Consider the following 20,401-nt stretch of genomic DNA (forward strand, 5'->3'; position numbering starts at 1 on the left):
AAAATCTAAATATGAAACATCAAATATCTAATATAGAGAAAAGTGCATCCCTTTCATGGAAAGCGATGATGGTTGCACTTTTATGTCTCTTGACAGCATTACCTATGTCGGCACAGAACCGCATCGTTCGCGGTACTGTGGTCGATCAGACGGGTGAGACTGTCATTGGAGCTAATGTTCGGGTCAATGGGACCACTCGAGGTGTCATAACCGATATTAATGGTGAATTTGAGATAGCTGCCGATGCTAATGAAAAATTGACAGTATCTTTTATCGGCTATGTGGATGCTGTGGTTACGGCAAATAAGACCACTTTGAAGATTACACTACAAGAAGATAGTCAAGCTTTGGACGAAGTCGTGGTTGTAGGTTATGGTACACAGAAGAAAGCTACATTGACAGGTGCGGTTTCTGCCATTAATAATAAGGAAATTGCTATTACCAAGAATGAGAATGTGGTAAATATGCTTTCAGGTAAGATTCCTGGTGTGCGTATTTTCCAAAAGAGTTCGCAGCCTGGTGAATTTGACAATGCCCTTGATATTCGTGGTATGGGTGAACCGCTGATTGTGGTTGATGGCGTTCCTCGTGACAAGGCTTATTTCTCTCGTATGGATGCCAATGAAATTGATAATGTATCTGTATTGAAAGATGCTTCTGCAGCTATCTATGGTGTGCGTGCTGCTAATGGTGTCATTTTGGTTACTACTAAACGTGGTGAAGCTTCTAATGGTAAGTTCGACATTACGTTCTCTGCTAATTATGGTTGGCAACAGTTCCTTTATGTGCCACAGACTGCAAGTGCCGCAGACCACATGCTGCTTATCAATGAAAAATACTATAATGCTTTCGGCGACAATACTTATCCTAACCGTACTCCTGCTAAATATACTTGGGAACAAATGATGGAGTATAGTACCGGAAAGAAGAAAAGTACGAACTGGACAAAAGAATTATTCGATGATAATGTTCCGCAGCAACAGTACAATATCAGTGTGAACGGTGGTTCGGAAAAAGTGAACTACTTCTTTAATCTCGGTTATTTGAAACAGGAAGGTTCTTATAAAAGTGGTTCTTTGAATTACGATCGTTGGAATTTCCGTAGCAATATTGATGCAAAAATTACTAACCGTTTGAAGGCTTCTGTACAGGCTAGTGGTTATATGGATGAAAAGAACCAACCGTTTACCGATATTTGGAGCGTATATAAGAAAGCTTGGACTTACCGTCCGACTTCAGAAGCTTATGTAGACGGTGATCATAACTATCCTGCCTGGGATAGTGAAATGGGCGAACCTGAAAACCCTGTAGCTGCTATCAATAGTGATCTCACCGGTTATCGCCGTGAGAAACGTGTTAACTTTAATGGTTCCTTGACATTGACTTACGACATTCCAGGCGTAAAGGGTTTGAATGCAAAAGCTTTTTATAGCTATGATTATTCTTCTACCAATAATACACAATACAAACGTCCGTATAAATTGTATAACAGGAGAGAAGATGGTACTTTGGAAAGCTTTGAACGTAATCCTGACAGCAATTTGCGCCGTAGCACTGATCCGGGATACGCAACAACAATGCAACTCTCTTTGAATTATGCCCGTAAGTTCGGTGATCATAATGTGAGTGCCATGGTATTGTTTGAAGAGCAGTATAACAATTGGGATAGTTTCTATGCACAACGTGTCATGCAGTTGGTAGGTGAATACTTGATTTATGGTGAAGAAGAAGGCCAGATTGGTTCTATGGGTGGTGCAGGTGACGTAACCCGACAGGCCTATGTCGGTAAACTGACCTATGACTACAAAGGTCGCTATATGGTAGATTTCTCTTTCCGTGAAGATGGTTCGTCTCGCTATCCGAAAGATGGCCGATGGGGATTTTTCCCGGGTGTATCTGCCGGTTGGCGTATTAGTGAAGAACCATTTGTGAAAGAGTTAGTCCCTTTCCTTACCAACTTGAAACTTCGCGGTTCTTGGGGAAAGATGGGTGATGATGGTGCTGCAGGTACTTATCCTGAAACAGCGGTGGCTTATAATATTAATAAAGACAGGATCGCTTGGTTTTATAACGGCATTTTGATGACTGGTGTAGAGCCAACTGCCATTCCGAATCCAGATAAGACTTGGTATACTTCAAAAACGGTGAATTTGGGTTTAGATTTCGACCTTTGGAATCAAAAATTGAGTGGTACGGTCGAATTCTTTAAGCGTAAGCGTGAAGGTTTGCTTGCTACAGCTTCAACGGTTGTTCCGGGTACAGTTGGTGCAAATTTACCTCAAGAGAACTTAAATGCTGACCAGACTTTCGGTTGGGAGATCAGTTTGAATCACCGGAATCGTGTGGGTGATGTGAACTATTGGGTAGGCGGACAAATTTCTGCCACAAAGAATCGTTGGGATTATCGTTTGGATAGTCAGGCCAGCAACTCTATGGATGCATGGAGGCGTCGCGATGTATCTGGACGTAACAAAGATATCTGGTTCTCTTATGAAGAAGGAGGACGTTTCAGCAGCTATGAACAAATTCGCTATCACGACCTTACTGGTGGTGGATATGGGCAGGGAACTTTACCTGGTGACTATTATTACAAGGACTGGAACGGTGATGGTATCATAAATGGTGAGGACAATCATCCGATGGCATCTTACAACTTGCCGGTATTCAACTATGGTTTTGTAATGGGAGCCGATTGGAAAGGCATTGATGTATCTATGAACTGGCAAGGCGCAGCAGGTGTTTACAATTCATACGATGAGGTCTTCACAGAGGTAGGTCCGTTCAATGGTGGTGCGGTATTGGATATTTATCTAGATCGCTGGCATACGGTTAATCCGAGTGATGACCCATTCAATCCGAACACGAAGTGGGTATCCGGTCTCTATCCGGCCACAGGTCATAGTTTTAGCAATGCCGGAACGGGTATCAAGAATACATCTTATCTGCGCTTGAAAACGCTGGAAGTTGGCTATACATTGCCTAAAACTTGGATAGCCAAAGCAGGAATTCAGAATCTTCGTATCTATTTCAATGCCTATAACCTCTTGACATTTACAGGTCTGGATAATATAGACCCGGAACGTCCGGGACGTCAGGGCGGTGCGAACAATAATGCTGATTCTGGAATTTTGTTCTATAACTACCCTGTGAACCGTACGTTTAATATTGGTGCAACCATCAAATTCTAAAGATAAAAAGAATAGAATATGAAAACATTAAAATATATATTTGTAGCAGCTGCATTGGGACTTACGGCAACTTCCTGTTATGATTTGGATTTGGAGCCGAAAGGGCTTGTTTACGAGAATGTGCTGTTTCAATCAGACAATGGCATCAAGAAGTATCTTGCTTCGGCGTATCATGATCTGCCCATTGAGGATTTTAACTATGGTCAGAATGGAGACCAGAAAGGTTATGCTACTTCAAGCAAAGGTGGAAATCAGTGGCAGGCTCAGAAATCTAGTGCAGCATCCTGTGCTGCTGAGGCGGCAGGTCGTGCAACTTCTTATGGCGGCTTTGACTATTGGCCTTATGATCGTATCCGTGAACTTAACAATATGTTGGAAAAATTGCCTGAGTATCAAAGCAATTTTACGGAAGATGTTTATAATTCTTATTTAGGTGAGGCGCGTTTCTTGCGTGCATTCTACTATTTTGGAATGGTGAAACGCTATGGCGGTGTGCCTATTGTAGAGAAGGTACTTGACCCAAAGGCTCCATTGGAGGAACTTCAGCAACCGCGTAATACTGAGTATGATTGCTGGAAGTTCATCTATGAAGATTTGAAGTTTGCTATGGAGAATGCTACTGCCTCCAAAGACGAGGTGGGGCGTGCCAATCGTTATGCAGCTGCGGCTTTGATGTCACGTGCCATGTTATATGCTGGGTCTGTTGCCAAATACAATCAGTATTTGGCTGTCACCGGTCCAGCTGTAAATGCTGGTCTGATGTGCATGACTGCAGATCACGCACAGGAATTCTTCCAATATGCATACGATGCCTGTAAGTTCCTGAAAGATGCTGGATTCAGACTTCATACAGGTGCTGATAAGGAGAAAGCTTATACGGAAGTATTCCTTAATCCGAATACGGTAGAAGATATCATGGTAAAACAGTATGGTCCCAACACCAGCACGCCGTTCGATACCAACTTGTTCCACTGCTGGGACTGTATGGTATTGCCTAAGGGTGTAGGACTCTCCGGTGACGTAGGCGTTGCGCTTCAGCCTGCATGGGAAATCATGGGGTTGTATGAGATGCCTGCCATTATCGATCCGGAAACTGGGAACCCCATTCGTTTCAAAAGTGTGACTGAACTCTGGAACAACGGTGAAATGGAACCTAGATGTCGTGCCAATTACTACTTTACCGGAATGAAAGAAAGCATGTCCGGTACGGAACTTGATTTTCAGGCTGGTGTCTATACTAGCTATCCGGGTACTGTAGCTGATGGTACTGCCGAAACTCAAGGAAGTGTAAATGACTATACTGCTCAGTTCCGTGTGAGAGCTGCTCAGCCCGGTACACGCAAAGATGTCGGTGGTCATGCCAATGTGAAGATTAACGGTATTCATGGTTTGGCGGAAGGTACGGGCGATGAAGGCTATTCTCGTATGGGTGCTTGTATTCGTAAGTATGTACAGGCTGAAGGTACTAATGCCCGTGTGTTCTTTACCAATTCTCAACCTTGGAAAGTATTCCGTTATGGTGAAATTTTACTGAACTGGGCGGAAGCAGCTTACGAACTGGGATTGATTACCGGTAGTGATGATTTGAAGGCAGAAGCTTTTGAGCATATCAATGAAATCCGTGATCGTGCAGGTGCCCATCCTCATGCAATGGTTACCAATCCGGCTGATATAGGTTCCGAAATCTATGGTTTCCCGATTGACGAGAACCTGCAATATATCCGTGATGAACGTGCCCGTGAGCTTGTCTTTGAAAATCACCGTGTGTTCGATATTCGTCGCTGGAGAGTGGCCGACATTATGTTCATGGATGGTGTGTATACTCATGGACTGCTGGCTTATCAGGTTTTGGATGAAATCAATCCCGATTGGAAGGAGGGAGATGATCCTGATAAAAAATATATGTGGATATTCTTGCCTGAAGTGGAACGTGAAGGCCGTAGGGTGAATTTTAATAAGAAAGATTATTACGATCAAATACCGGGTGGTGAAATCAATAAGAATCCGTTACTGGTTCGTAATGATGGCCATTAATGAATAATTATATAGAAAAGTATTGATATGAAAAAGTTAATATATAGTTTAATATGTGCTGCTTCAGCATTGCTGGTGGTATCCTGCATGGGGGTAGATAACTTCGATGCTCCCGATTGCCATTTCTATGGGAAGATTATAGATTCCACTACCGGAGAAGGCATTGTTTCTGATCGAGGAGATTGCCATATTCGCATCTGGGAGGTGAGTTATAAAGTTAATCCCGGAAGTCAGGATCTTGCCATCAAAGAAGACGGTACGTTCAATAATACCAAACTCTTTGCCGGAACGTATGATATGGTACCGGAAGGGTCTTGGTGGCCTTCTGATACTATCCGTATGGGTATCGGTAGCAAGACTACTCAAAATTTTGAGGTGACGCCTTATTTGAAGTTGTTTGACTTCAAAACGAAACTTGAGGGAACCACACTCACCATGTCCTGCCGTTTGGATGCTCCGATTACTGAAGGGCTCCCACAAGTTATGGATGTTTGTCCGTTTCTCAGTTTGAATCATTTCTGCGGTGCTTCCAATCATATTGGTTATTACGATAAGCCCGGCAAGATTAACGTTATGAAAACTTGGGATAAGATTCCTAAAGAGGACGATGGCAAGAGTATAGCGTATGAAGTGTCTTTGCAGGTAAAGCCCGGATACATTTACTTTGTCCGTATGGGTGCCAAAGTAAAGGATAAATTTGAAAAGTACAATTATACAGAAATTGTAAAGATAGAAGTTCCCAACGAGTAGTTGGAGCAGAGGTAGTAAGATTGTGACAATGGCCGGAAGGGAGACGTATGTTTGTTCTTCCGGCCTTTATTTTAACTGAAAAAATGGAAATAATGAAACAAAATAAGATAAATTATTGGCTGTTGGGTACCCTTTTCCTGGGATTAGTAGCCTGTGGTGATGACAAAGGTGACTATATTCCACCGGCAATAGAAGAGCCAGAAACACCTCCTGCAGAAGATGTTTATAATAAGCCGGATTTTGAACTCCATGAAGACGGCAAACCGTTCGATACCTATCGTGGCTTGGTGATGGCAGGCTATCAAGGATGGTTTGGTGCGCCGGGTGACGGATGCAGGCATAGCAATTCTGATAACACGGCTTGGTATCACTATCGTGAAAGTGAAGTGTTCAAGCCGGGAGTTTTGCAGAACTCTATTGATATGTGGCCCGATATGTCTGAATATGAAAAGAGATACACTCCGGGTGTAGATGGACCTAAAGGTCGTTCTTCTAAATTTATATTGCCCAATGGTGAAGCAGCTCAGGTGTACAGTGCTTACGATGAGTCGAGTGTGTTGCTTCATTTCAAATGGATGAAGGAATATGGCATTGATGGTGTCTTTATGCAACGCTTTGTAGGTGAGGTAATCAATAATCCTGATGGAAAAGATCATTTCGATATGGTGTTGAAGCACGCGATGAAAGGAAGTAACCAATTTCAGCGAGCCATCAGCGTGATGTATGATTTAGGTGGGTTTATGGAAGGAAACCGTGATGAAAGTGCGTTGCTTGCCGATGCGAAGGCCATTATGGATACGTATCAATTGTTAGACCGCAACCAACAGAAATACTATCTCTATGAGGATGGCAAACCGTTGCTTGCTCTTTGGGGTGTGGGGTTTGATGAAAAGCCTTTCGATGCAGACCAGATAGCCAGCCTTATAGCTGCATTGAAAGAGCAGGGTTGGAGCATCATGCTGGGTGTGAACGATGATTGGCGTACGCATAGCTCATCTAAATGGCCGCGTGCCAAATATACTGATATTGTGAAGAGTGCCAATGTCATCTTCCCTTGGTTTGTAGGTCGTTATGGTTCGATAGAGGTTTATAATAACCATCGCAAGCCTATCATTGATGCGGACATTCAATGGTGCAAGAAAAATGGCGTACACTATGCTCCCCACTGTTTCCCTGGTGGAGCTGACCTGAATATGCATCCGAATAATAGTGTGATGGAGCGTCTGGGTGGAAGATTCTTCTGGGAGCAGATCTACGGTGGCATCAAGTTGGGAGCAGAAATGATTTACGTCGCAATGTTTGATGAAATAGACGAGGGCACTGCCATCTTCAAATGCCTTAATAAAAGCGATGTACCGAGCAATGTGCCTGAAACGGATTACTATGTGTGGTATAATAAGGCGAAAGGCAGTTATGGGCATGGTTCCTCGCCTAAGGACGAAAGTCAGCTTGAAGGTGGCTGGTGCAAGAAGGCCAGTGAACTGAACATCGTGTTTCAAGGGGTTGAAGATGATCTGCCCACCGACCACTACTTGTGGCTTACGGGGCAGGCTCGTAAGATGCTTCGTGGCGAAGTGCCTTTGAAGAATGCCTGGCCTGCCAGATAAAAGTAGATAATTATATATCCGAACCGTACCTGAGCCTTACTTGCTCCGTACCATCTCCGGGGATTCTCCACTCAGAGGTACTTCTGGCTGGAGAATGTACGGAGCAAGTAGGGCTCAGGTAGGGCTCAGATACGGTTCGGGTATACTCTTCTTATTTCTAAAAGATACCATAATCTATTACGAAAACTTTCTCTAACTAAAAAAGTGAAAGATGAAAAAAATACTATGTTGCATTCTGTCACTGTTTTGCTTCGTACAGATATTGTACAGCCAGCAAAAAGAGTATAAGGCGTATCTGGTAGCAACAGCCCATTTTGATACGCAGTGGAACTGGGATGTACGCGAATCTATTGATGATTATCTGCACCGTACAATGGTACAGAACTTTTGGCTCTTCGAGCGTTTCCCCAATTATATCTTTAACTTTGAGAGTGCTCAGAAATATGCGTGGATGAAGGAGTATTATCCGCACGAGTATGAGCTTGTAAAGAAGTACATCAAGGCAGGACGCTGGAATGTAGTGGGAAGTGTATGGGAAGCGACAGACCCTAATATTCCTTCCTCCGAATCCTTTTTCAGGAATGTCCTGTTAGGGCAGGAATTCTATAAAAAAGAGTTTGGTGTAAAATCAAACGATATTTATCTGCCGGACTGTTTCGGTTTCGGTTACACATTGCCTACCATCGCCGCACACTGCGGATTGATAGGATTCTCTACCCAAAAACTCCAGTGGCGGAAAAATCCATATTTTGGAGAAAAAGAAAAAATGCCGTTCAAGATAGGGCTTTGGCAAGGTCTGGATGGTGCGCGGATCATGGCAGTACTGGATGCCGGAGGATACGGTACATCGTATTACTACGATGATATCAGTATCAATCGCCGCATTCTGGAAAGAGCTAAACTAGGACCTGATAATACGGCTTATAGTTATTATGGTGTAGGAGACCGTGGCGGATCGCCAACGCTTCCTTCCGTCTATTCATTAGAAAAAAGTTTGAAGGCAGATGGCCCGTTAGAAATTATCAGTGCCAAAGCCGGACAAATATATGAAGATTATTATCCTTTTGAAAAGCATCCCGAACTACCCGTTTATGACGGAGAACTGCTGATGGATGTGCATGGAGTGGGGTGCTACACTTCGCAGGCTGCAATGAAACATTTCAACCGACGGAACGAACACTTGGCGGATGCAGCCGAAAGAGCATCTGTAGTGGCGGAAACATTGGGAGGTTTGGAATATCCTTCCGATGCTTTGCGTGAAAACTGGCAGCGTTTCCTGTGGCATCAATTTCACGATGACCTGACGGGAACCAGTATTCCGCAATCATACACTTTCTCCTGGAATGATGAACTGATAGCTCAGACACGTTTTGCAGAAACCATTACTACAGCAGTGGGGGCAGTGAGTCGTGCTTTGGATACCAAAGTAAAAGGGATGCCGGTTGTGGTTTATAATCCTGTAGCTTCCAGTCGGAGAGATGTGGTGAAGGCTACGGTTAAGATGGATAAACGACCGTCAGGAATTAAAGTAACCTCTCAGAAAGGGGAAAATATGCCTGCACAGTTGATTTCTTGGGAGAATGGAATAGCCGAGGTTTTGTTTGTAGCGCAAGTAGATCCACTTAGCTTCTCAGTATATAGCATTCAACCGGGAAGAACTTCATCTTCCGGAAAACTGCTGGCAAAGAACGGAACTCTTGAAAACACTATTTATAAGATAGCATTGAATGAACAGGGTGACATAGCTTCCATTTTTGATAAAAAGAATAATCGTGAACTGGTGCAAACCGGTAAGCCGTTCCGTCTGATGATGTTTACGGAAAATCTTTCTACTGATTATCCGGCTTGGGAAATTTACAAGAAAGTTCTGGATGGGCCGAGTATTTCCATCACGGACAATGTTAAAATTACCGTGGCAGAGAATGGACCGTTGAGAGCATCTTTACGTGTGGAACGTACTCATGAAGACTCTAGGTTTGTACAATATATCACGTTAACGGATGGAGCCGAGGATGATAGAATTGAGATCAGTAACGAATTTGACTGGCAAGGAAAGAAAGCTTTGCTGAAAGCAGAGTTTCCAACCACAATCTCCAATGAAAAAGCTACTTATGACTTGGGTTTAGGTTATGTGAAGCGCGGCAACAATATCGAGAACTCTTTTGAGGTACTGGGACATCAGTGGGCCGACTTGACTGCCGATGATGCGTCTTATGGCATATCCATTTTGAATGAATCTAAATATGGATGGGATAAGCCTGATAATAATACCATCCGTCTGACATTGCTTCATACTCCTCAACCCGGTAAGCATTATACATATCAGGATCATCAGGATCATGGACATCATGCTTTCCGTTATGCCATTGTGGGACATAAAGAGGATGCTGCTCAAGCAGGCATTGCCTGGAAGGCGGAGAATTTCAATCAGCCCCTGTTGGCTTTTACCACTACTAAGCATGCGGGTAAATTGGGGCGTTCTTATTCATTTGCCCGTACAGACCGTCCTCAGGTTGCTGTGAAAGCTATTAAAAAAGCGGAAGATGGACGCGGATATATTGTTCGTATCAATGAGATCTATGGCAGTTCTTACGACCAAGCTTATATAGAGTTTGCATCTGATATTGAAAATGCCAAAGAAGTAAACGGAATAGAGGAAGGAAAAGGTGAAGTTACTTTCTCTGGTAATAGGCTGATCGTCAGTGGTAAAGCTTTTCAACCCCGCACATTTAGGGTTACATTCAAACAAAAGCCTTTGCTGACGGTTCCTGAATGCCAACCATTGGAACTGCCCTATAATGCGGTAGCCTTAACAACTGATGAGTTTAATCGTGCTGGTAATTTCGACCGGCAAGGTAATTCACTGGCAGCCGAACTGATGCCCGAAAAGATCCTTTCGGATGGGGTTGAATTCAGTATACAGAATGATCCTGCTATTTTCAATTACGTCCGGGCGAATGGGGATACCATTCTTTTGCCTGAGCATCATGGCATGGATAAACTATTTCTTCTGGTGACTTCTGTAAAGGATGACCGTCGGGCTACTTTCCTGGTGGATGATAAGCCTTATCAGGTAAATGTGCCTTATTATTCCGGTTTCTATGGACAGTGGGGATGGAAAGGCGAAAGTGAGGGATATATCAAAGATGCTTCTATCGGTTATATTGCCAATCATAAACATAGTGCACACAAAGGAAATGACTCTTATAACTTTGCTTATCTGTACAAGGTATGTTTAGATATTCCGGCAAATGCCCGAATGCTGGTTCTGCCCAAAGATGCAGGTATCGCTTTATTCGCTGCAACGCTGACCGGTAATCAGAACTATGATACCGAACCGATTACGGAAATGCGTGTGTTGCCTTACCTGACCAAACAAATAGAGTATACATCCGAACCGGTACCCTTCTATCGGGAACGGAGTGCTTGGTAAACCTATTAACTGGCTATTATGAAAAATATTATATATAGTTTTATTATATTGATTCTCTTTTGCCCTTGTTCCATGTGGGGACAGGGGAAGGAGTACAGTTTCGATGAGAGAGGCATTTCTCGGCAGGTGTTGGAAAATTATCTGGACCGTTCCATTACAATGGTCTATCTGTTGATGCCAGATAAACCGGAAGGACGTAGAGTGTATTCTTATCATGCCGATGATATGCGTATGGTCAAGGATATCGGAGCAAAGTTTATCGGTCGTTCCATTTACCGGTGGGGAGGCGAAAGCTTGTTGAACAAACCTGAATTCTGGAGTAAAGCGAAAGCATTTGCTGGTGAATTGCACGCCTATGACCCTGATATAATCCTTCAGGGGTGCCTGTTTGAGATCGTTACAGAGGAGGTGAATCAGGTGAAGATACCCGATTGGGTGTTTAAGGGGTATGGATTGCCGGTTGAATCACGTAACTTTTCTTATGTTGATATGCTGAATAAAGAAGGGCTTCTGGTCGATCATTGGCGTAAAGGCAGTAGTGTACCGGATATTAGTCGACAGGAAACTCAGCTTTGGTTCTATTATCTTGCTTGTTCTTACATCAATGTCGGTTGCGAGGCTTTTCATCTTGGGCAGATTGAGTTGATTGGAATGAATGATCCGGAACGGGATTCCTGGGCTCGTGTCATTACTAAAATACGTGAGTATGCGCGTACTCATGCCCGCCGTCACTGGGTGTTGCTGGATGCCCATACTCCTTATGGAGGAATGGTAAGGAATGGGGTGAGCTTGCTCGACTTCAATTCTTTCCCGCTTCGCATCAAGGAAATTCCTTCTGAACCCTATAAAGCTGAACTTGCTGTGAATCATCTGGATGCTCTTTATAAAAAGAGCAAAGGGTGCATTTCCCCTAGCGGATGGAAATGCGAGCATCTGCCATATCTCGTGGAGTTTGATAATTATGGCAGGGGGAAAGAAGCGAATGTGGCGGATCTGAACTCCCATTTTGTATGGGGATGGGACGAAATTTCCTGGCTGTCCCTGCAACCGGAAGATTACCGGAATGAGTGGTTGACGTATGCGTATCATTGGATACATCGTACCGACCCGAATGGGCATCTGGAAATGCCCGGTTGCCGGATGATAACCTGTCCGAATCAAACCGAAGGTAACTATCGTGCCAATATGAGAAGTGAAGCATGTCCCTTTGGATACTCTCAGGAAGAAACAATCAAAGAACTTTGGAACAAATAATAACAACTGAAATATTAAATACCTAATTAAATTATTGCTACCATGAAGAAATGCTTTTTACTATTGCTCGTTTTTTTCTTGTTCGGGAGTCTGAATGCAGCACCCAAACATTCTAAGAATACTAAATATCCATCTTACAAAGGTTTGGTTATGGCTGGGTATCAAGGTTGGTTTCACCAACCGAGGAAAGGGGTAATGTACCCGGATGAGAACAGTGTCCGCATAGATATGTGGCCGGATGTGAGTGAGTATGAGAAAACATATCCGACGGGACAGAAATTGGCAGATGGCTCTACTGCCCGCTTTTTCTGTTCTACAGATGAGAGCACGGTAGATCTGCATTTCAAGTGGATGAAGGAGTATGGGTTGGATGGTGTATTCATGCAACGTTTCTTCGGGGCTGCCCGTCCGGAAGCACGCAGGCGGAGCACAGTGCTGGAGCATGCCATGAAGGCGGCTTCAAAATATGGACGTGCTATTGGGGTTATGTATGATTTGTCCGGCCTGGCAGCTAAAGGTGAAGATTGCTCCATGTTGATTGACGACTGGAAATATCTGGTTGATTCGCTGCGTGTAACTAATCAGACAGGTGAACAGACTTATGTCTTTTATAACGGCAAACCGTTGGTTACTATCTGGGGTGTCGGTTTTCCTGATCGTCCGTATGATATTCGTAATATCGGTTTGGAACGTTTTATCGATTTCCTCAAAAATGATCCGGAATACGGAGGCTGTAGCGTAATGTTGGGAGTACCTACTTTCTGGAGAGACCTGAATGCCGATTGCGTACATGATCCTTACTTGCACGAGCTTATCAGACAGGCGGATATTGTTCTGCCATGGATGGTGCAGCGCTTTACTCCGTTGCTCCACAATGATATGGATCGTTATCGGGATGTTATTCTCGATGATATAGCTTGGTGCAAAGAGAATAATATCGGTTATGTGCCTTGTGTGACTCCTGGATTCAGTTGGCACAATCTAAGTCGCCATGCATTCAAGGATGATGTGAAACCTTCCGGTTCTATTCCCCGTCAGGGCGGACGCTTCTATTGGCAACAGATTTCTACGGCAATCAATGCAGGGGCTACGATGCTGTATGTAGCTATGTTCGATGAAGTGAATGAAGGTACTGCCATTTTCAAGTGTACAGATAATCCTCCGGTGGGAAAAGAAGTCAAGTTTGTGGGTATGGATGGGATGCCGTCCGATCATTACCTGTGGCTGACGGGTGAGGCGGCAAAGATGCTTCGTCGTGAGAAACCGCTGAGCTTTGAGATGCCCCGGAGGGATACAAAATAGAAAATTGAAAAAACTGCGAATTATTAAGTTGAAATTAAGAGCTTTGTTAATCATGCAACTCTAATTTTGCTCATATTAACTATAAAAATTATAAAAAAAGCGTATGAAAAATTATTTGATTACCTTGGCTGCTTTGTCGTTGACATTGATGAGTTGCAACAACCAAAAGCAAGCTAAAACGGTTACTTTAGGTCCGAATCCTTTCATTACTCACATGTATACAGCTGATCCTTCTGCCCATGTATGGGAAGACGGACGTCTGTATGTTTATGCTTCTCATGATATTGATCCTCCGCGTGGATGCGATTTAATGGACCGCTATCATGTATTCTCTACGAATGACATGGTGAACTGGACGGATCATGGTGAAATATTGAACTCTTCGCAAGTGTCTTGGGGACGTAAAGATGGTGGCTTCATGTGGGCACCCGATTGTGCATATAGGAATGGTACTTATTATTTTTACTTTCCGCACCCGAGTGGTGATGACTGGAACAATACCTGGAGAGTGGGTATAGCTACCAGTAAACATCCTGCCAAAGACTTCACTGTACAGGACAAGTATATTGACATGATAGGAATGGAAGACGATTGCTTTGCCATGATAGATCCCTGCGCTTTTGTGGATGATGATGATCAGGCTTACTTCTACTATGGCGGTGGAGGTCGTTGTGTGGGTGCCAAAATGAAGGATAATATGATGGAACTGGCAGAACCGCTGCGTGCTATGGAGGGGCTGAAAGATTTTCATGAGGCTGCTTGGGTACATAAAAAAGACGGTGTGTACTATTTGTCCTATGCTGATAACCATGCGGAGAATGGCAAAGGGGCTAATCGTTTAAATTATGCAACTAGTAATTCACCGCTAGGACCGTGGACATATCAGGGTGTTTATCTGGAACCGACAGGTTGCGATACAAGTCATGGATCTATAGCTGAATATAACGGTGAATGGTATGCTTTCTATCATAACTGTTCTATTTCCGGAAGGGGAAACCTTCGCTCTATTTGTGTAGACAAGCTATACTATAATCCGGATGGAACTATCAAAGTAGTAGAACAAACAAAATAAATTTGTATGCGTCTATTTATTCATCTGTTGAAGTTGGGTTTCTTTATTGCTGCACTTGCTCTTACAGCTTGCAGCGATAAAGATACGCCGGGGGAAATACCTCCAGAAGTTCCCCCTGAAGTGCCAGAGGTAGATCCTCCGGTTCCTGATGGGCCGTATGAGTACGATTATGATATGGACTATGATTCGGAAGAATATCTGAAAGCTTATAAAGGAACGGCCTATAAAGGTCCGCACCGCGTGCCCGGCACTGTAGAAGCGGAAGACTTTGATGAAGGAGCACAGAATGTGGTCTATCATGAGAGCGACTCTAAACTGGCTGATGTGGGGTACAGAGGTTCCCACGCCGTTGATGTTCGTGCAGAAAGTAAGGCTTCCGGAGGTTATTATATCGGTGATGTACAGCCAGGTGAATGGATGTGTTATACGATTGAGGTAGATGAGGATGGTGCCTATGCCATTGAAACATTCTGTGTGAAAGGGGACGGATCGGAGGGAAGTTTTTACTTTGAGGTAGATGGTCGGGGTGCAAGCCGCAGTATAGATATGCCTCTTGGGGGATGGACGGATTTTAGCCATAAAGTGAAAGCTAATGGAATCCAGCTGACTAAAGGGAAACATGTACTGAAGTATTGTGCCAATACACCGGGAAACATCGATAAGTTCGTTTTAACGCGTACAGGTAAGTTGGAAGATATTTCTAATTCTTTCACTTACCCTGTTACGAAAGCAATGAGTAATCCCCTGTTTGTAGAGTGGGAGTCACCGATGTACAATAGTTGGATAAAGGGACTCCTTTACACAGCTGATGCTTCTGCGCATGTATGGAACATTGATGGGAAAGAAGTACTTTATGTGTATGCTTCGCATGATATGGAGCCTGCACTTGGATGCGACCGCATGGATCGCTATCATGTTTTTTCTACGGAAGATATGGTGAATTGGACCGATCATGGGGAGATAATGAATGCAGCCACAGTGCGAAAACATAATGGTTGGGGGTGTGATGGCTTCATGTGGGCTCCCGATTGTGCTTATAATCCGGAGAATCAAACCTATTATTTCTACTTTCCGCACCCGGCCAATGCTGCTAATTGGAATAGTACCTGGCGGGTGGGAGTAGCTACCAGTAAGTATCCGAATAAGGAATTCCGTGTAAGAGGTTATATCGAGGGTATGCCTCCGGAAATTGACCCTTGCGTATTTATAGATGAGGATGGGCAACCTTACATTTATAATGGAGGTGGAGGTAAATGCTATGGTGGTAAGTTACGGAAAGATGACTGGACGAAACTGGACGGAGAGGTTAAACCGATGACTGGCTTGAGTGATTTCCATGAAGCGACCTGGATACATAAATACAATGGTAAGTACTATCTATCGTATGCGGATAATAACCCGGGTGCCAATCGTTTGAGGTATGCAACAAGCGATTCTCCGTTAGGTCCATGGAAGTATGAGGGGATTTATCTGGAACCGACCACTTGTGACACAAGTCATGGTTCTATTGTAAAGTATAAAGGTCAATGGTATGCCTTCTATCACACTTCTGATTTTTCAGGACAGGGAAATCTACGTTCGGTTTGTGTAGATAAGTTGTTCTATAATTCGGATGGAACCATACAGGTCGTAAAGCAGACCCGCGGAAACAAATAGAAGTTAGATTGGCAGGATAAAAAATGTGAGGTTGTGTCAAAAGTAAGAATTACTATCATTTTGCTCTGTCATCCTGAACATAGTGAAGGATCTACTCCCCTGAAGCGCAGAGAAGAGATCCTTCGACAAGCTCAGGATGACGAAATGATACGCTTATCAGAGTTTCGACACAACCTCATACAATGAAAGTCTGTCAGACTTAATTGATTAACTTGAATTTAAAGAATAATACGATGAAGAACTTATTTTTTCTCTTCCTTTTTTCTCTTGTAGCGATGTCCGTAAGGGCTCAGTCTTTTACCGGTGAGAAGACGGATTGGCACGGCTTCGACCGCTACGATTTTGTAATGAGTGAAACAACATTCCAAATTAAACCTATCAAGGCAACACAACGTGAAGGAGCAGGTGTTGCGGGGCCGGAAAAAGGAATGCGTAGATGCATTGTAGTTGTTCCGAAACAGGCTGCTGAAGGTAATCCATGGTCATGGCGTGGTTGCTATTGGGATCATCAGCCACAAGCGGAAATTGAGTTATTGAAGCGTGGCTTTCATATTGTTTACATCACTACCGATCCTGATCAGACATGGGAAGTATGGTATAATTTTCTGGTGAATGAGCACGGCTTTTTTCCTAAACCTGCGTTTATTGGTATGAGTCGCGGCGGAGCCAATTCTTTTACTTGGGGGACAGAACATCCTGATAAAGTTTTGGCTATTTGTGCCGATAATCCCGGACTTTCACAAAAAAGTTTGATGGGAATGGATAAACTTGCCAGACAGGATGTCCCTATCTTGAATATCTGTGGTAGCATCGACCCTATACTCAATAATACTTATGCCATTCAAGGTGTTTATCAAGGTAATGGTGGGCGTATGTCGGTTTTGATCAAAGACGGTACGGCACATCATCCGCACAGCTTGCAGGATCCGAATATTATTGCGGATTTTGTCGAACAGGCTTATAAGGAAAAACCGGCTGAGAAGCCTGCATTTCTGCCCGATAAATACAAAAAAAGTAATTTCTACAGTACAGATCCTATTTATTCGTATGCTGAATATGATAAACTCTGGATTACCTCATGGGGACCTTATTTTACAGGTAATTATAATAAATATATGTTCTCATTGGAAGGTGTGGAAGGACTGGTTACGGTTATCGCTCCTGAGAAACCTGCTGCCGGAAATCCTTGGATTTTCCGTTGCGATCAGCCGGATGGTAATTCTGCTGTAGATTTGGGATTGCTTGCACGTGGTTTTCACATAGTGGTTGCTCCCATTGCTTATAATGCTGATGGTCCTTTATTTGACCAGTGGAGCATTGCATACAATTATCTTGTGAGTAAGGGATTTGCAGCACATCCGGTTGTAGCTGGTCGTGGAGGTGCGACAGGGGAAGTTTATGCTTGGGCTATTGAGAACCCTGATAAGATAGCCGGAATCTATGGGGAAAATCCTATTTTGCGTTCTTCTTTAGCGAAGATTCAGCCATTGGATAATCTGAAACCGCTTGCCGAGGCGAAGGTTCCTATTCTGCACGCTTGCGGAAGTCTTGATCCTAATTTGAAGACTCAGACTGGTGAAGCTAAAAAACGCTATGCAGGCAAGATGACAGTAATCATTGATACAGGACGTGGGCATTATCCGATTACTCCTGAAAACCCGAAGAAATTAGTAGAATTGATTGAAAAGATGATTAAATAGTAGACAAATTAGCCACTTTATTCAAATTTAATTAGCGATTAAGTCTTTTTTAATTGAAAGGGAAAGTGCTGAGCCTTACATTTGCTTTCGAGAATAAATATAAACTAAAACTGTTATATTATGAAAATTACACATTGCCTGGCTTCTGTAGCTTTAGTTTCCATGTTGGGCGCTTGTAGTGGAGTACAAAACCAAGTAGCCGCCGTGAAAGGCCCGGTGGACTATGTGAATCCTTACATGGGAAATATCAGTCACTTGCTGGTGCCTACTTTCCCGACTATTCACCTGCCGAATAGTATGCTTCGTGTCTATCCCGAACGGGCGGATTATACAACAGATCAGTTGAAAGGTCTTCCTTTGATTGTGACTAGTCATCGTGGTAGTTCTGCTTTCAATCTGAGTCCGTATCAGGGAGATAAACTTCGTCCGGTTATAGCTTATAGCTATGATGATGAGAAGTTGAAACCTTATTATTATGAGGTGGTTCTCGATGACGAGGAAATTAAAGTGAAGTATGCACCTTCTCATCAGTCGGCTCTTTATCAGATAGATTATAGTCAGCAGGATAAGCCTGTATACATGATGATCAATTCGCGTAACGGTGCTATCAAGGCAGGTGACGGTTTTGTGAGCGGTTATCAACAACTGGAGAATAATACGCGGGTTTACCTGTATATAGAATCGGACGTTACCCCTATAGAAACAGGTATTCTGGCTGATGGTAAAATAGATGCAGACAAGAAAGAAGCAGAAGGGCGTAATGCCTGTGCTGTAATGCACTTTGCAGACGGAACAAAAACAGTCAACTTGCGCTATGGAATTTCATTTATAAGTGAAGAACAAGCCAAGAAAAACCTGCAACGTGAATTGCCTGATTATAATCTGCAGGCTTTAGCAGAAAAGGGACGTCAGATCTGGGATAAAGCATTGAGCGATATTCAGGTAGAAGGTGGCAGTGAGACAGATAAACAGGTTCTTTATACATCGCTTTACCGTGTATTCGAACGTCCGGTTTGTATCAGCGAAGGCGGTCGTTATTTCAGTGCATTCGACGGAAAGATACACGAAGATAATGGTGAGCCGTTCTACACAGACGATTGGATTTGGGATACTTACCGTGCTGCCCATCCTTTGCGTCTTTTGATTGATGAAGGAACAGAAAAGAATGTGATTGACTCTTATTTGCGCATGGCGGAACAGATGGGAGATATGTGGATGCCTACTTTTCCTGAGATTACAGGTGACTCTCGTCGTATGAACTCTAATCATGCTGTGGCAACCGTAGCGGATGCGGCTGCTAAAGGCTTACAATTCGATTTGGCTAAAGCCTATGAAGCTTGCCGTAAAGGTATTGAAGAAAAAACATTGGCTCCGTGGTCGGGTGCTGCTGCCGGTTGGATTGATGATTTCTATAAGAAGAACGGATATATCCCTGCACTTCAGGAAGGAGAAAAAGAAACAGACCCGAATGTACATCATTTCGAAAAGCGTCAGCCAATTGCAGTAACGTTGGGAACTTCCTATGACCAGTGGTGTTTGTCGCGCATAGCCGATATGTTGGGAAAAAAAGAAGATGCTGCTCATTATCTACAATGTGCTCATAATTACCGTAATGTGTATAATGCAGAAACAGCTTTCTTCCATCCGAAGGATAAGAATGGTAAATGGATCGAACCATTCGATTATCGTTTCTCCGGAGGTATGGGTGCCCGTGAATATTATGGTGAGAATAATGGTTGGGTTTATCGTTGGGATGTTCCTCACAATGTAGCTGATCTGATTGATCTGATGGGAGGTAACCAACAGTTTATTGCGAACTTGGATCAGACCTTCCGTGAACCGTTGGGACGTGGTAAATATGCTTTCTATGCACAGATACCGGACCATACCGGAAATGTGGGACAATTCTCAATGGCCAATGAACCCTCTCTGCATATTCCTTATCTGTATAATTATGCGGGTCAGCCTTGGAAGACACAGAAACGTATTCGTCAGTTGCTGAAGACTTGGTTCCGTAATGACTTGATGGGATTACCGGGTGATGAAGACGGTGGCGGTATGTCAGCATTTGTAGTTTTCTCTTCTTTAGGTTTCTATCCGGTAACTCCGGGTTCTCCGTCTTATAACATCGGCAGCCCTTTGTTTACTAAGGCTAAGGTAATGTTGAGCAATGGAAAGGTATTTGAGATAGAGGCACAAGGTGCATCGGATGAAAACAAATACATTCAGTCTGCAACATTGAACGGAAAAGAATGGAATAAACCCTGGTTTAGTCATGACGACATAAAAGAAGGTGGAAAATTGGTATTGGTGATGGGCAGCAGGCCTAATAAAACATGGGGTAGCGCAGGCGATGCAGTACCTCCATCTGCAGAAAAACAATAAGGTATAATAAGTCAATAGGA

11 protein-coding genes are annotated in these 20,401 nt (G+C 43.5%); all 11 read left to right on the forward strand.

Annotated features, from left to right (window positions below; genetic code table 11):
* Window positions 1–11 precede the first annotated feature (11 nt).
* Window positions 12–3,188, forward strand: coding sequence for a SusC/RagA family TonB-linked outer membrane protein (locus BWI44_RS17215; RefSeq protein ID WP_115503067.1), 3,177 nt, complete (start codon window positions 12–14; stop codon window positions 3,186–3,188).
* 18 nt (window positions 3,189–3,206) lie between these two features.
* On the forward strand, window positions 3,207–5,222 hold the full coding sequence (locus BWI44_RS17220) for a RagB/SusD family nutrient uptake outer membrane protein (protein ID WP_007660520.1): 2,016 nt from the start codon (window positions 3,207–3,209) through the stop codon (window positions 5,220–5,222).
* 27 nt (window positions 5,223–5,249) lie between these two features.
* Window positions 5,250–5,972: a DUF3823 domain-containing protein gene (locus BWI44_RS17225; protein ID WP_021968031.1), complete on the forward strand. Its 723-nt coding sequence runs from the start codon at window positions 5,250–5,252 to the stop codon at window positions 5,970–5,972.
* Between the two features lie 92 nt (window positions 5,973–6,064).
* A complete protein-coding gene (locus tag BWI44_RS17230; RefSeq protein WP_229036106.1) occupies window positions 6,065–7,579 on the forward strand; it encodes a glycoside hydrolase family 99 protein in 1,515 nt (504 codons plus the stop codon).
* Window positions 7,580–7,790: 211 nt separating this feature from the next.
* Window positions 7,791–11,012 (forward strand): alpha-mannosidase, encoded by a 3,222-nt coding sequence (locus tag BWI44_RS17235; RefSeq protein ID WP_195208772.1) that lies wholly within the window; start codon window positions 7,791–7,793, stop codon window positions 11,010–11,012.
* Window positions 11,013–11,030: 18 nt separating this feature from the next.
* The gene (locus BWI44_RS17240; RefSeq protein ID WP_195208773.1) at window positions 11,031–12,266 is read left to right on the forward strand and encodes a hypothetical protein; all 1,236 of its coding nucleotides are present in this window, start codon (window positions 11,031–11,033) and stop codon (window positions 12,264–12,266) included.
* Window positions 12,267–12,308: 42 nt separating this feature from the next.
* A complete protein-coding gene (locus BWI44_RS17245) occupies window positions 12,309–13,568 on the forward strand; it encodes a glycoside hydrolase family 99 protein (protein ID WP_115503069.1) in 1,260 nt (419 codons plus the stop codon).
* A 103-nt stretch (window positions 13,569–13,671) separates the two neighbouring features.
* A complete protein-coding gene (locus BWI44_RS17250) occupies window positions 13,672–14,640 on the forward strand; it encodes a family 43 glycosylhydrolase (protein WP_195208774.1) in 969 nt (322 codons plus the stop codon).
* A gap of 6 nt (window positions 14,641–14,646) precedes the next feature.
* Window positions 14,647–16,296, forward strand: coding sequence for a family 43 glycosylhydrolase (locus BWI44_RS17255; RefSeq protein ID WP_195208775.1), 1,650 nt, complete (start codon window positions 14,647–14,649; stop codon window positions 16,294–16,296).
* Between the two features lie 233 nt (window positions 16,297–16,529).
* On the forward strand, window positions 16,530–17,996 hold the full coding sequence (locus tag BWI44_RS17260) for an alpha/beta fold hydrolase (protein ID WP_118423529.1): 1,467 nt from the start codon (window positions 16,530–16,532) through the stop codon (window positions 17,994–17,996).
* A 120-nt stretch (window positions 17,997–18,116) separates the two neighbouring features.
* Window positions 18,117–20,381, forward strand: a complete 2,265-nt coding sequence (locus tag BWI44_RS17265) for a GH92 family glycosyl hydrolase (RefSeq protein ID WP_117691878.1) — start codon at window positions 18,117–18,119, stop codon at window positions 20,379–20,381.
* The last annotated feature ends 20 nt before the right edge of the window (window positions 20,382–20,401 follow it).

The sequence above is a fragment of the Bacteroides sp. Phil13 genome (assembly GCF_001940965.1).
GTDB lineage: Bacteria > Bacteroidota > Bacteroidia > Bacteroidales > Bacteroidaceae > Bacteroides > Bacteroides intestinalis.